8 protein-coding genes are annotated in these 13,367 nt (G+C 65.7%); 3 read left to right on the top strand and 5 right to left on the bottom strand.

Translation table 11 applies throughout. From position 1 onward, the window contains the following. Positions 1 to 161 precede the first annotated feature (161 nt). Positions 162 to 2,087: a SurA N-terminal domain-containing protein gene (locus IAG25_RS10405; protein WP_187604785.1), complete on the top strand. Its 1,926-nt coding sequence runs from the start codon at positions 162 to 164 to the stop codon at positions 2,085 to 2,087. A gap of 98 nt (positions 2,088 to 2,185) precedes the next feature. On the opposite strand, the gene IAG25_RS10400 is transcribed toward IAG25_RS10405, so the two are convergent. Together IAG25_RS10400 and IAG25_RS10395 are read right to left on the bottom strand one after the other, a co-directional pair. Further along, on the bottom strand, positions 2,186 to 2,527 hold the full coding sequence (locus tag IAG25_RS10400; RefSeq protein ID WP_187604784.1) for a hypothetical protein: 342 nt from the start codon (positions 2,525 to 2,527) through the stop codon (positions 2,186 to 2,188). 128 nt (positions 2,528 to 2,655) lie between these two features. Further along, complete coding sequence (locus IAG25_RS10395) at positions 2,656 to 3,327, bottom strand: arylesterase (RefSeq protein ID WP_222946455.1); 672 nt, start codon at positions 3,325 to 3,327, stop codon at positions 2,656 to 2,658. Here IAG25_RS10395 and IAG25_RS10390 point away from each other — a divergent pair. Further along, a complete protein-coding gene (locus tag IAG25_RS10390) occupies positions 3,326 to 4,027 on the top strand; it encodes an ABC transporter ATP-binding protein (protein ID WP_035498685.1) in 702 nt (233 codons plus the stop codon). The genes IAG25_RS10395 and IAG25_RS10390 overlap by 2 nt on opposite strands. Before the next feature lie 51 nt (positions 4,028 to 4,078). On the opposite strand, the gene pgi is transcribed toward IAG25_RS10390, so the two are convergent. The 3 genes from pgi to IAG25_RS10375 all read right to left on the bottom strand — a co-directional run bounded on the left by pgi (position 4,079) and on the right by IAG25_RS10375 (position 8,853). Then, the gene (pgi, locus tag IAG25_RS10385) at positions 4,079 to 5,713 is read right to left on the bottom strand and encodes a glucose-6-phosphate isomerase (protein ID WP_187604782.1); all 1,635 of its coding nucleotides are present in this window, start codon (positions 5,711 to 5,713) and stop codon (positions 4,079 to 4,081) included. A gap of 206 nt (positions 5,714 to 5,919) precedes the next feature. Further along, positions 5,920 to 7,482, bottom strand: a complete 1,563-nt coding sequence (locus tag IAG25_RS10380) for an NAD(P)H-hydrate dehydratase (RefSeq protein ID WP_187604781.1) — start codon at positions 7,480 to 7,482, stop codon at positions 5,920 to 5,922. Positions 7,483 to 7,560: 78 nt separating this feature from the next. After that, on the bottom strand, positions 7,561 to 8,853 hold the full coding sequence (locus IAG25_RS10375; RefSeq protein WP_187604780.1) for an FAD-dependent oxidoreductase: 1,293 nt from the start codon (positions 8,851 to 8,853) through the stop codon (positions 7,561 to 7,563). Positions 8,854 to 9,316: 463 nt separating this feature from the next. Between IAG25_RS10375 and purL the strand changes: the two genes are divergently transcribed. Next, a complete protein-coding gene (purL, locus tag IAG25_RS10370) occupies positions 9,317 to 13,354 on the top strand; it encodes a phosphoribosylformylglycinamidine synthase (protein ID WP_187604779.1) in 4,038 nt (1,345 codons plus the stop codon). The last annotated feature ends 13 nt before the right edge of the window (positions 13,355 to 13,367 follow it).

The following is a 13,367-nucleotide window of genomic DNA, read 5'->3' as shown; positions in this document are numbered from 1 at the left end:
ATTCGCTGCACGCAAGGTATTTCCGGAGCGTGAGACCTTTCACTACGGAAAGTCGGCGCGACTATTTCGCTCTTGGGAACGCAAATCCCACCTGCCTTTCGCCTTTTCCCCGTCCACTGTTGTAATATCGAGCGTTTTGTTATAACCACGCAGCGCTACGCATGCTCGACTTTTTCCGTAATCACCAGCGCCTGATGATGGCTCTGCTGATCCTGATCATCGTGCCCGGTCTGGGCATGGTCGGGATCCAGGGCTTCAGCAACTATTTCGACGAAAGCTCCTACGTCGCCAGCGTGAATGGCCACAAGATCACGCGCGCGGAGTTCGACAGCGCCTTCCGTCAGCAAGTGGACCGCGCCCGCTCGATGCTCGGCGCGCAGTTCGACGCCAAGATGTTCGATACGCCCGAGGCACGCGCCGCGATGGTCGACAGCCTCGTGCAGCAACGGGCGATGGCCGACGAAACGCAGCGCCTGCATCTGACCGCGTCGGATGACGCCGTGCGCCGCGCGCTGCTTTCCGATCCGGTGATCTCGTCGCTGAAGAAACCCGATGGCAGCATCGACCTCGATCGCTACAAGCAACTGCTCGCGATGCAGGGCATGACGCCCGCGCAGTACGACGAGCGCATGCGCTACACGATCGCGACCGAGCAGATTCCGGGCAGCATCCAGACGACATCGTTCACATCGAAAGCGCTTGCGCAGAGTCTGACGGAGCTCGCCGAGCAGAAGCGCTCGGTGCAGGGTCTGTCGCTGCGCGCGGCCGACTACACCGCGAAGATCCAGCCCACCGACGCGCAGCTCAACGCTTACTACGACGCGCATCGCAACGACTTCGCGACGCCCGAGACGGCCACGATCCAGTATCTGCTGCTGTCGCCATCGACGGTTGCGGCGGCATCGAAGCCAAGCGACGCCGAGCTCAAGAAGTATTACGACGACAACATCCAGCGCTATCGCACGGAAGCGGAAGTGCGCGCGAGCCACATTCTCGTGAACGCGCCGAAGGACGCGAGCGCGGCGGACAAAGCGAAGGCGAAGCAGAAAGCCGAAGAACTGCTCGCGCAAGTCAAGGCGCATCCCGACCAGTTCGCGCAGATCGCGCAGAAGAACTCGGACGATCCCGGTTCGGCGAGCAAGGGCGGCGATCTCGGCTACTTCGCGCGCGGCCAGATTGCGGGCGGCAAGGCTTTCGACGACGCCGCGTTCGGCCTGAAGAAGGGCGAGGTGAGCAATATCGTCGAGTCGGACTTCGGATATCACATCATCCAGGCAACCGATGTGAAGCCGTCCATCACGAAGCCTTTCGACGAAGTGAAAGATTCGCTCGCCAAGGACTATGCCGCCCAGCAAGGCACGAAGGGCTTCGCCGAAAACGCGCAAGGCTTCACCGATCTCGTCTACGAGAAGGCGAAGACGCTGCAACCCGCCGCGGACAAGTACAAGCTGACGATCCAGACCGCGACGGTCGGCCCGAAGCCGAATCCGCAGTTGCCGCAGGACAATCCGCTCAACAATCCGAAGTTCCTCGCGGCCGTCTTCGCGCCGGACGCGGTGAAGGACCGCAACAACACGCAGGCCATCGACGTCGGCAACAACACGCTGATCGCCGCGCGCGTGACCGACTACAAGGCTTCGTCGGTTCCGGCGTTCGACGCCGTGAAAGACGACGTGCGCAAGAAGGTGATCGCGGAAATGGCCGCTGCGACGGCGAAGAAGGAAGGCGAAGCGAAGCTTGCGAATCTGCAGAAGTCGAAGTCGGCCGATGGCTTCACGTCGCCCGTCACGGTTTCGCGTAACGACGCGCAAGGCTTGCCGCCCGCTGCGCTGAGCGCGATCTTCAAGGTGGATGCATCGAAGCTGCCGGCTTATGTCGGTGTGGATCTCGGCGCGGACGGTTATGCGATCTATCGCGTGAACGGCATCGAGAAGGCCACGCCGGTTGCCGCCGATCGTCTCGCAGGTGCGCAGCAGCAGGTCGCGCAGGTCTATGCGCAAGCCGACATGGAGGCTTATATCAACGCATTGAAGGCGCGCTCGAAGGTCAAGCTCAGCCAGGCGCCGCCGCCGTCGTCGTCGAACTGATCGACGCTGACGTCGTTAAAAAAGCCCCGCTTCCGAAAGGATGCGGGGCTTTTGCTTGGGCTACGCCGCCGTAAGGCAGGCAGGCGTCAGAAAGTCGCTTACAGGCAAGCCTGGATATCGCCGGTGGCCTGGCTGCCGGCAGCGCCCGAGGCGCGGAAACCGACCCACGTGCCCGAACCCGACCATGCCGGACGGACGACAGCCGCAGCGCCGCTCGGCGGTTGCTGGCCGGGAACGTACACGTCGACGGCCTGATCGTTCGCCAGCGTGTCCTGCGACACGACTTGCTGCTGCGACGCGTCGGCCCACTTCTGGGCGACGCATTGCGCGACGACCTTCGGCGCCTTCTGGCTCGTGCCGACCTGCTGCACGCCGGCAGGCGGCTGAGCGGCGCAGGCCGAGATCGCAACGGTCAGGGCGAGGAGAGGGATAAATTTCACGTGACCTCCTTGTAGAGTCGCTCACGAAACGAGCGGGGTTATAAGAGTTACGCGAAAGTCTCAGAGATCTGAATCTTGGCCGTGCTCCGCGTTGGATTGCTAAAGCTGTCGCGCGTCCGGCGTCTTCGTTAGTGCGACGCACTGGCGCCCAGCAAGGGTTTCAAGGTTGGCCAGACGTTATCCAATAGCAAAGGCTGGGCCTGCACCGTTGGATGAATCTGGTCGGCCTGGAACATGGCGGGCTTGTCAGCGATGCCCGCGAGCAGAAACGGCACGAGCGGCACGTTCTTGTCCTTCGCGATACGCTCATAGACCGCGTGGAACTTTTGCGTGTAGTCGGGGCCGTAGTTGGGCGGAACGTACATGCCGATGAGTAAAACCTTCGCGTGCGCGGCCTGCGATGCATCGACGATGCCGCGCAGATTCGTCTCCGTCGTCGCGAGCGGAACGCCACGCAGCGCGTCGTTCGCGCCGAGCTCGACGATCACGACCGCAGGCTTGATGCGCGAAAGCACCGCGGTCAGGCGCGCGCGCCCGCCGCTCGTGGTGTCGCCGCTGATGCTCGAATTGGCGACGCTATAATCGAAACGCTCCTTCGCCAGCTTGTCGCGCAGCAGATTGACCCAGCCGGTGTCGCGCGGCAGACCGTATTCGGCCGACAGACTATCGCCCAGCACGACGATCGCGGGCTTCGGTTGCGATGCCGCCTGCGCATCCGCGGCGTGCGCGGTCGCACAACATGCCGTCATCATCGCGAACGCGGTAACGAGGCCGCGCAAGTTTATTTTCAAGGTGTCCATGCAAAACAATATCGAGCCGGTCATCGAAGTACGGGGATTAAGCAAGCGAGTGAAGGACGCAACGGGCGAGCTCACGATTCTCGATCACATCGATCTGTCGATCGCGAAGGGCAGCAGCGTCGCGATCGTCGGCGCATCGGGCTCGGGCAAGTCGACATTGCTCGGCCTGCTCGCGGGTTTGGACAGCGCGAGCGAGGGCTCGGTTCGTCTGCTCGGCAAGGAGTTGTCCACCTTGAACGAAGACGAGCGCGCCGCGCTCAGAAGCGGCGCCGTCGGTTTCGTGTTCCAGTCGTTCCAGTTGATGCCGCATCTGACCGCGCTCGAGAACGTGATGCTGCCGCTCGAGTTGCGCGCCCAGACGCCGCACAGCGAGATCGCCGCGCGCGCGCGTTCGCTGCTCGATCAGGTCGGACTGGCGCAGCGCACAGGACATTATCCCAAGGTGCTGTCCGGCGGAGAGCAGCAGCGCGTCGCGCTCGCGCGCGCGTTCGTCACGCATCCCGCCGTGCTCTTCGCCGACGAACCCACCGGCAGCCTCGATGCCGCCACGGGCTACGCGATCATCGATCTGATGTTCGAGATGAATCGCCGCAACGGCGCGACGCTCGTGCTCGTCACGCATGATCAGGAACTCGCCGAACGTTGCGATGCCACGGTGACGATCGAAGCGGGGCGCCTCGTCAACGGTCTCGGCGTGTAAAAAGGCCCGCAACGCCGAAGCGTCGCGGGCCATCGACGACAAAGCCGGGCGTCAGCGCTTCAACGCACTGCGCGCACGCGCGATCAACGCCGAGGTCGACGAATCATGCTTGGCCGCATCGACACTCGCGGCGGTGATATCGGCCTCGACGACCTTGCCGAGAATCTTGCCGAGTTCCACGCCCCACTGATCGAACGAGTTGACGTCCCACACCGTGCCTTGCACGAGCACCTTGTGTTCGTACAGCGCGATGAGCGCGCCGAGCGACTGCGGCGTGAGCGCATCGAGCATGATGGTCGTGGTCGGGCGATTGCCGGGGAAGCTCAGATGCGTCGCGAGTTCTTCCTTGCCCGGACCGGCCACCTTCTTCGCTTCTTCCAGCGTGCGGCCGAGCATCAGCGCTTCGCTCTGCGCAAAGCAGTTGGCGAGCAGCTTCGCGTGATGATCGACGAGCGGATGCTCCGGCGTCATCACGGCGATGAAGTCGATCGGGATCAGCGTCGGGCCCTGATGCAGCATCTGGAAGAACGCGTGCTGGCCGTTCGTGCCCGGCTCGCCCCAGATTACGGCGGCGGTCGGATAGTCGACCATCTTGCCGTCGAGCCGCGCGGACTTGCCGTTGCTTTCCATCTCCAGTTGCTGGAGATAGGACGGCAGATAGTGCAGCGCCTGCGAATACGGCGCGATCAGATCGCTCTGCGAGCCGAAGAAGTTGCGATACCAGATGCCGATCATGCCCATCAGCACGGGCAGGTTCTTGTCGAGCGGCGCGGTGCGGAAGTGCTCGTCCATCGCGGCCGCGCCTTGCAGGAGCGCGTCGAAATTCTGCGGACCGACGGAGAGCATGATCGAAAGACCCACCGCCGACCAAAGCGAGTAACGGCCGCCGACCCAGTCCCACATCTCGAACACGTTTTCTTTCGCGATGCCGAACTTGACCACTTCGGCCGGATTTGCCGAGACGCCGACGAAATGCTTCGACAACTGATCTTCGGGACAGCCGGATTTCAGGAACCAGTCGCGCATCGAATGCGCGTTGGTCATCGTTTCGAGCGTCGTGAAAGTCTTGGAGACGACGATCGCGAGCGTCTCTTCGGCGTCGACTTGCTGGAGCACGCTCCAGAGATCGGCGCCGTCGACGTTCGATACGAAGTGCGTGTCGAGATCCTTCGACGCGAGATGATGCAGCGCGTGCACGACCATCTTCGGCCCGAGGTCCGAGCCGCCGATCCCGATGTTCACCACGTGACGGATGCGCTTGCCGCTATAGCCTTTCCAGGAACCGTCGCGCACGCGGTCGGAGAAGGCGGCCATCTTGGCCTTTTCCTTCTGCACCTGCTCGTAGAAGGGCGCATCGGACGACTGGGCGCGCAGCGCGGTATGCAGCACCGCGCGATGCTCGGTGATGTTGACGATATCGCCACGGAACATCGCGTCGCGGCGTTCGGTGACCTTGGCTTGCTGTGCGACCTCGACGAGCAGCTTGAGCGTTTCGTCCTTGACGCGGTTCTTGGAGAAGTCGATTGCGAGGCCGCCGCCTTCGAAGGTCAGGCGCTCGGCGCGCGTCGGCGCGGTGTCGTGCTCGGGCGCGAACCAGTCGCGCAGACGCTCGCCGGAGATGGCATCGTAATGCGACTGGAGCGCCGACCAGGCAGGAAGCGAATTGAGCATCGAGTTTTGGGTCATGAGCGGTCCGTTAGTCTGAGAGTGACAGAGGAATACGTTCGTGCGATTGCGGCTCGGCTTGCCTGTGCGTGTCGTGTCTGGTGAACGCGACTGAAACACGAGTGAGCGGCCGCGGTTGCCCGAATCAAAAAAGAGTATAGCGACGATGCATGACCGGATGCTTGCAAAGCGTCACGCGGGCCTTGCAGGCGAGCGCCCGAAAACCGTCAGCTTCGCGCGTGCCCCGCGTAAAAGCGGCGGTTGATGAGACCGCGCACGACGGGGGCGAGTTCGCCCGCGGTCAGTCCGGCCGGGCCGATGCCGTCGTCGGTGAGTGTCTGCGCGGCGAGCCCATGCACATAGACGCCCGCGAGCGCGGCTTCGTAAGCCGGCAGCTTCTGCGCGAGCAATGCTCCGATTAATCCGCCGAGCACGTCGCCGGTGCCGCCGGTCGCGAGGCCGGCGTTGCCGGTCGGGTTCACCGAGACGCGGCCATCGGGCGACGCGATCACCGTGCCCGAGCCCTTGAGCACCGCGATTGCCGCATAGCGCGCGGCGAGCTGGCGCGCGGCGGCGATGCGGTCGGCCTGAACGGTTTTCGCGTCGCTTTGCAGGAGGCGCGCCGCTTCGAGCGGATGCGGCGTCAGAATGCACGGATCGCCCTGAGCGCCGCGCGCCGCGACGGCGGACGCGAGCGCCTCGTCTTTCGCGACGAGATTGAGCGCGTCGGCGTCGAGGAGTTTCGGGACGTCGAGCTTCAGCACGTCCGCGAGCACGTTTTTCGCGCGCTCGCTCGTGCCCATGCCGCAACCGATCGACAGCGCGTCCATCCTGTCGAGCGCGAAGCCGTCGGCGCGATGCAGCATCAGTTCGGGATGAGGCGGATCGTAGGGCGGAAAGCCGTCGCCGAGAAACGCGACGTGCACTTTTCCCGCGCCGCCGTAGAGCGCCATGCGCGCGGCGAGAATCGGCGCGCCGCACATGCCGGTATCGCCGCCGATCACCGCAAGCGAGCCGAACGTGCCCTTGTTGGTCGCGTTGTCGCGCGGCGGCATGCACGCGCCGAACAGCGCGGGCGCGTTGAGCACGATCGAGGGCGTGGCGCTCGATTCGATCTCCAGCGTCGAAACGAAGAGCCGTCCCGTCAGATCGCGGCCCTGCGACGTGAAATGACCCGGCTTCGCGCCGATGAACGTGATGGTGTCGGTCGCGCGCACGGCTTCGCCGCCGTTCACGGGCGCGCCGGTGTCGCTGTTCAGGCCGCTCGGGACGTCGAGCGCGAGCACGCGGCCGGAAGCAGCGCAACGGCGCGTCATGCGCGCGGCGATATCGGCGAACACGCCTTCGAGCGCGCGCGTGAGACCGATGCCGAACATGCCGTCGACGAGCCAGCCGAAGCCGTCGAACGATGCGGGCGGCTGGCCGTCGATCGGCACGCCCGCCGCGCGCGCCGATTCGACCGCCCAGCGCGCGTCGTCGGGCTTGACTTCGACCGGCATGCATACGCGCACGGCAATCCCCGCGCGATGCAGCCGCTCGGCCATCACGAGCGCGTCGCCGCCGTTATTGCCGGGACCGGCCACGAGCCATACCGGCCGTGCGCGCGAATCGGGATCGTGCTCGAACAAGTCGATGAGGCATTGCGCGGCGGCCGCACCCGCGCGCGCCATCAGCGTGTGGGGCGGCAGCGCCGCGGCTGCGCGCGCTTCGAGCGTGCGTAGCTCGGTGAGCGTCAGCAGCGCGAGCGGACCGTCTTTGGGGCAGAAGTAGGGCGAGCGGGCAGCGGTCATGGCGGCGGCGGGAAGGGCGATCGGAAACCCGGCGTTTTCGCAGCAATCGTGCCCGTCGCGGCGCGCGCCGCGAGGTCGCTAGAAGCGTTCGATGCTCAGCGCGGCGAGCGTGCTGGCGGGCAAATCGGGCGTGACGCCGGAGACGAGGTCCGCGATCACTTTAGCAGACCCGCACGCGAGGCCCCAGCCCGCCGGGCCGTGCGCCGCGCTCACGAAAAGCCGCGGATGGCGGGCCGCGCCGACGATCGGCAACCCGTCGGCGGTGATCAGCCGCAGACCGTCCCACGCGCGCGCGGCGGAGACTCGCGCGGCGCCCGGAATCCAGTCGTGCGTGCCCTGGCCGAGCAAATCGAGCGCGCGCCGGGACAGCGTGGCGTCGAGCGGCTTGTCGGCCTTCGACGCGCTCTGAAACACGCCCGCGCCGCCCACGCGCAGCCGCTGGTTCACGCGCGTCATCGTGATGCGCTTGACCGTATCGACGACCGTGAGATGCGGCACGCGCTCCTCGTACGCGACGGGCGCGGTCAGCGTGTGCACACGCAGCGGAAAGAGCGAGGACGCCGATTTCACGCCGCCGACGAGCCCCGTCGTGCCGGTGCCCGCCGCGACGACGATCGCATCCGCGGTGATCAACTCGACGTCGGCGCTGCGCTTCCTGGCTTCGTTCGGATCGCCGAGTTCGACCGCGGCGCGCGCGCCGTCCAGCCGCACCGACGCGACGCTCCGATGCATGCGGAACTGCACGCCGTCGTCTTCGAGTACTTGCTTCAGTTGCTTCGTGAAGAGCGGGCAGTTCGCGGTGCGTTCCTCGGGCAGCAGCACGCCGCCCGCGAATTCGGGATAGTCCGGCACGGAAGGCTCGACGGCGACGCATTCCTCGGGCGTCAGGAGCCGGTACGGCACGCCGCAGCCCTTGAGCAGATCGATGGCCGGCTGCGCGTCTTCGAGTTCGCGCGGCTGCCGGAATACGTGCAGCATGCCGCGGCGTTGCTCGAAATCGAGTTCCAGACGGCTTTCGATGTCCGCCAGCACGCGTCGCGACAACTCGACGAGCGGCTGCAGATGCGCGTATTGCGCCGCGAACGCGTCGGGATCGCGCAGCGTCGCGAGTTGCTTGATGAAATCGCGGGCGGCCGAATCGAAGCCGGTCTTGACCACCATGCCGCTTTGCTTCGAGCGGCTCGACGCCATGAAGGTCGGGCCGAACCAGACATCGAGCGGCGAGGGCAGAAGCGGGCCGCCCTGGCCGTAGGTCGCGCCTTGCGCGACGGTCGCGTGGCGCTCGATCACGCAGACGCGATGCCCGGCCGCATGCAACTGATAAGCGGTGGCGATGCCGGCGATTCCTCCGCCGATGACGATGACATCCATGACTTTTTTTGTGCCCGAAGGCGCGAGATTGCAGTGCTGCGCGGCGTGACGCGCGGGCGGAAGCGCCCGAAGCCGCGCGCTTTGACGGTAAAACGACGGACCCGGCTGCGCGACTCAACGCCGGACCCGAAGAAAGCGCGCCATGATAGCGCCAAAATCGTTTGCGAGGGACGGCAGGCCGCGTGGTCGTGGGCCGCGCGGCGCGCTCCGTCGAGCGCGGCCGGGCAAGCCCCAGTGATTTCGAGATGAGCATTCGATGCATTCGGTATCGCCGGGCCGCCGCCGTGCGCCGTTCGCCCGGACCGCCCCGGCCGATTTCGAGACGCTTCCGGGTTATAATCGCGGTCTTCCTTTCGCCTCACGCCGTTTTGCGCGCTCGAGTCCGAATTTGCGAATTTTCTGGATTCGCAAAAATGCGAGCGTCGCGCGAGCGGCACACAGACGTCATCGACGCACCGTCACAATGGCCCACTTCTCGTGTTTCCCCGGCGCTTCGGCCCTCTCCGATTTTCGTCAGACCCGCCTTCTCGAAACGCTCGCCCGCATCGACGCGAATATCGTCGGCGTGCGCGGCCAGTATCTGCATTTCGTCAACGCGTCCGAGCCGCTCACCGACGATGACACCAGCCGCATCGACGCGCTGATGCATTACGGCGCGCCGTTCGACGCATCGAAGGAACGCGGCCACGTCGAAACTTTCATGGTCGTGCCGCGCTTCGGCACGGTTTCGCCGTGGGCGAGCAAGGCGACCGACATCGCGCATCACTGCGGGCTCGAGAAGGTGCGGCGCATCGAGCGCGGCGTCGAGTACTCGGTCATCATGAAAAGCGGCTTTCTCGGCGGCAAGAAGGCGCTGTCGGACGAAGCGCGCGCGGCCGTCGCGGATGCGTTGCACGACCGCATGACGGAAAGCGTCGCGGCATCGCGCGATCAGGCGCTGCATCTCTTCGATGAACTGCCCGCCAAGCCCTTGCAGACGGTCGATATCATCGGCGCGGGCCGCAAGGCGCTGGAAGCCGCGAATATCGAACTCGGCCTCGCGCTCGCGGACGACGAGATCGACTATCTGGTGAGCGCGTTCGAAGATCTGAAGCGCAATCCCACCGACGTCGAACTGATGATGTTCGCGCAGGCCAACAGCGAGCACTGCCGCCACAAGATCTTCAACGGCGAATGGACCATCGACGGCGAGAAGCAGGACATGTCGCTGTTCCAGATGATCCGCAACACTGAAAAGCTGAATCACGAAGGCACGATCGTCGCGTATTCGGACAACTCGGCGATCATGCAGGGCGGCATCGCGGAACGCTGGTTCCCGCGCGGCCGCGACGAGCAGTATCAGCGTCATGTGGAAATGACCCACACGCTGATGAAGGTCGAGACGCACAATCACCCGACCGCGATTTCCCCGTTCGCGGGCGCGGCGACGGGCTCCGGCGGCGAAATCCGGGACGAAGGCGCGACGGGCCGCGGCGCGCGGCCGAAGGCCGGTCTCGCGGGCTTCACGGTGTCGAATCTCGATTTCCCCGACGCGCGCGAAAAATGGGAAAACGATCGCGATGCCGCGGTGCCGCTCGCATCGCGCAATCCGGCCGACCAGCACGCGCCGTACGGCCGGCCCGACCGCATCGCGTCGCCGTTGCAGATCATGATCGACGGGCCGATCGGCGCCGCCGCCTTCAACAACGAGTTCGGCCGCCCGAACCTCGGCGGCTACTTCCGCACCTACGAGCAGAACGTCGCGGGCCGCGTGCGCGGCTATCACAAGCCGATCATGATCGCGGGCGGCATCGGCAATATTTCGGATCAGCACACGCACAAGAACGATCTGCCGGCCGGCACGCTGCTGATCCAGATCGGCGGGCCGGGCATGCGCATCGGCATGGGCGGCGGCGCGGCGTCGTCGATGGCGACCGGCGCGAACACCGCCGAGCTCGACTTCGACTCGGTCCAGCGCGGCAATCCGGAAATCCAGCGCCGCGCGCAGGAAGTCATCAACACCTGCTGGCAGATGGGCGACGGCAATCCGATCCTGTCGATTCACGACGTCGGCGCGGGCGGCATTTCGAATGCATTCCCGGAGCTCGTCGATGGCGCGGGCAAGGGCGCGCGTTTCGATCTGCGCAAGGTGCAGCTCGAAGAAAGCGGTCTTTCGCCGCGCGAAATCTGGTCGAACGAGGCGCAGGAACGTTACGTCCTCGCGATCTCGCCCGCCGATCTGCCCGCGTTCCAGGCCATCTGCGAGCGCGAACGCTGCCCGGTGGCAGTCGTCGGCGTGGCGACGGAAGAGCGCCAGTTGAAGCTGATCGACGACGCGAACGAAGGCCAGGAACCCGTCGATATGCCTATGGACGTGCTGCTCGGCAAGCCGCCCAAGATGCATCGCGACGTGAAGCGCGAGAGCACGCAGTTCACGCCGGTCGATGTGACCGGCCTGCCGCTGTCGGCGGTCGCGGTCGATGTGCTGAAGCATCCGACGGTCGCGAGCAAGTCGTTCCTCATCACCATCGGCGATCGCTCGGTGGGCGGCACGACCGCGCGCGACCAGTTCGTCGGTCCGTGGCAGGTGCCCGTCGCCGATTGCGCGGTCACGACGATGGACTACGCGGGCTTCCGCGGCGAAGCAATGACGATGGCCGAGCGCACGCCGCTCGCCGTCATCGACGCGCCCGCATCGGGACGCATGGCGGTGGGCGAAGCGGTGACGAACATCGCGTCGGCGCCGATCGAATCGCTGAACAAGCTGAAGTTGTCGGCGAACTGGATGGCCGCGTGCGGCAGCGCCGGTGAAGACGCCGCGCTCTACGAGACGGTGAAGGCGATCGGCATGGAGCTGTGCCCGGCGCTCGGCATCAGCATTCCGGTCGGCAAGGATTCGCTGTCGATGCGCACCAAGTGGCAGGACGCACGCGGCGGCGCGCGCGAAGTGGTGTCGCCGGTGTCGCTGATCATCTCGGCGTTCGCGCCCGTGGAAGACGTGCGCCGTCATCTGACGCCGCAGCTCGTCAACGACGCCGGCACGGTGCTGATCGCGATCGATCTGGGCCGCGGCCGCAACCGCATGGGCGGCAGCATCCTCGCGCAGGTGACGCAGCAAGTGGGCGATGCCGTACCCGACGTCGACGATCCCGAAGACCTCAAGCGCTTCTTCGCCGCGATCCAGGCGCTCAACGCCGACGGCAAGCTGCTCGCCTACCACGACCGCTCCGATGGCGGCCTGTGGGCAACGGTCTGCGAAATGGCGTTCGCGGGTCACGTGGGCGTGTCGCTGAACGTCGACATGCTGACGCTCGACGCCGAACACGAATCCGACTACGGCGACGCGAAGGACTGGGCAAAGCAGACGAGCGGCCGCCGCGACGATCGCACGATCCGCGCGCTGTTCTCGGAAGAACTCGGCGCGGTGGTGCAGGTGCGCGCATCGGACCGCGACGCGGTGCTCGGCGCGCTGCGCGAGCATGGCCTGTCGGCGTGCTCGCATGTGATCGGCAAGCCGAACGAAAACGGCGCGATCGAGATCTATCGCGACGCGAAGAAGATTTTCGATGCGCCGCGCGCCGAGCTGCATCGCGCGTGGAGCGAGGTGAGCTGGCGTATCGCGCGTCTGCGCGACAACCCGGCCTGCGCGGATGCCGAATACGACGCGCTGCTCGATGCCGCCGACCCCGGCATTTCGCCCGTGCTGAGCTTCGATCCGGCCGAAGACGTCGCCGCTCCGTTCATCGCGACGGGAAAACGTCCGCGTGTCGCGATTCTGCGCGAGCAGGGCGTGAACTCGCATCTCGAAACGGCCTACGCGTTCGATCGCGCCGGCTTCGATGCGCACGACGTCCACATGAGCGACCTGCTCGAAGGCCGAGCGACGCTCGCCGATTTCGCGGGCGCGGTTGCGTGCGGCGGCTTCTCGTACGGCGACGTGCTGGGCGCGGGCGAGGGCTGGGCAAAGACGATCCGCTTCAATCAGCGTCTCGCCGACATGTTCGCCGCGTTCTTCGGCCGCGCCGACACCTTCGCGCTCGGCATCTGCAACGGCTGCCAGATGATGTCGAGTCTCGCGTCGATCATTCCCGGCGCGGAAAACTGGCCGAAGTTCACGCGCAACAAGTCGGAGCAGTTCGAGGCGCGCTTCTCGCTCGTCGAGGTGCAGAGCTCGCCGTCGATCTTCTTCGCCGGCATGGAAGGCTCGCGCATTCCGGTGGCGGTCGCGCACGGCGAAGGTTTCGCCGACTTCTCGCAGCAGGGCGATCAGGCGCAGGCGCTGGTCGCGATGCGCTACGTCGATCATCGCGGCAATGCGACGGAGCAGTATCCGTTCAACCCGAACGGCTCGCCGCAGGGCATCACGTCCGTGACGACGCCCGATGGCCGCTTCACCGTGCTGATGCCGCACATGGAGCGCGTGCATCGCAACGTGCAGATGAGCTGGACGCCCGACGACTGGACCACCGACGGCAGCCCGTGGCTGCGCGTGTTCCAGAACGCGCGACGCTTCCTCGGCTGATCGCGCTTCGCGT

Source organism: Caballeronia sp. EK (assembly GCF_014384845.1).
Classification (GTDB): Bacteria; Pseudomonadota; Gammaproteobacteria; order Burkholderiales; family Burkholderiaceae; genus Caballeronia; species Caballeronia jiangsuensis.
This window is presented reverse-complemented; position numbering and strand designations above follow the sequence as displayed.

Coding starts and splice junctions, on each gene's coding strand:
- IAG25_RS10405 (WP_187604785.1), top strand. CDS start 162: ATGCTCGACTTTTTCCGTAATCACCAGCGCCTGATGATGGCTCTGCTG.
- pgi (WP_187604782.1), bottom strand. CDS start 5,713: ATGACCCAAAACTCGATGCTCAATTCGCTTCCTGCCTGGTCGGCGCTC.
- IAG25_RS10375 (WP_187604780.1), bottom strand. CDS start 8,853: ATGGATGTCATCGTCATCGGCGGAGGAATCGCCGGCATCGCCACCGCT.
- IAG25_RS10390 (WP_035498685.1), top strand. CDS start 3,326: ATGCAAAACAATATCGAGCCGGTCATCGAAGTACGGGGATTAAGCAAG.
- IAG25_RS10395 (WP_222946455.1), bottom strand. CDS start 3,327: ATGGACACCTTGAAAATAAACTTGCGCGGCCTCGTTACCGCGTTCGCG.
- IAG25_RS10380 (WP_187604781.1), bottom strand. CDS start 7,482: ATGACCGCTGCCCGCTCGCCCTACTTCTGCCCCAAAGACGGTCCGCTC.
- purL (WP_187604779.1), top strand. CDS start 9,317: ATGGCCCACTTCTCGTGTTTCCCCGGCGCTTCGGCCCTCTCCGATTTT.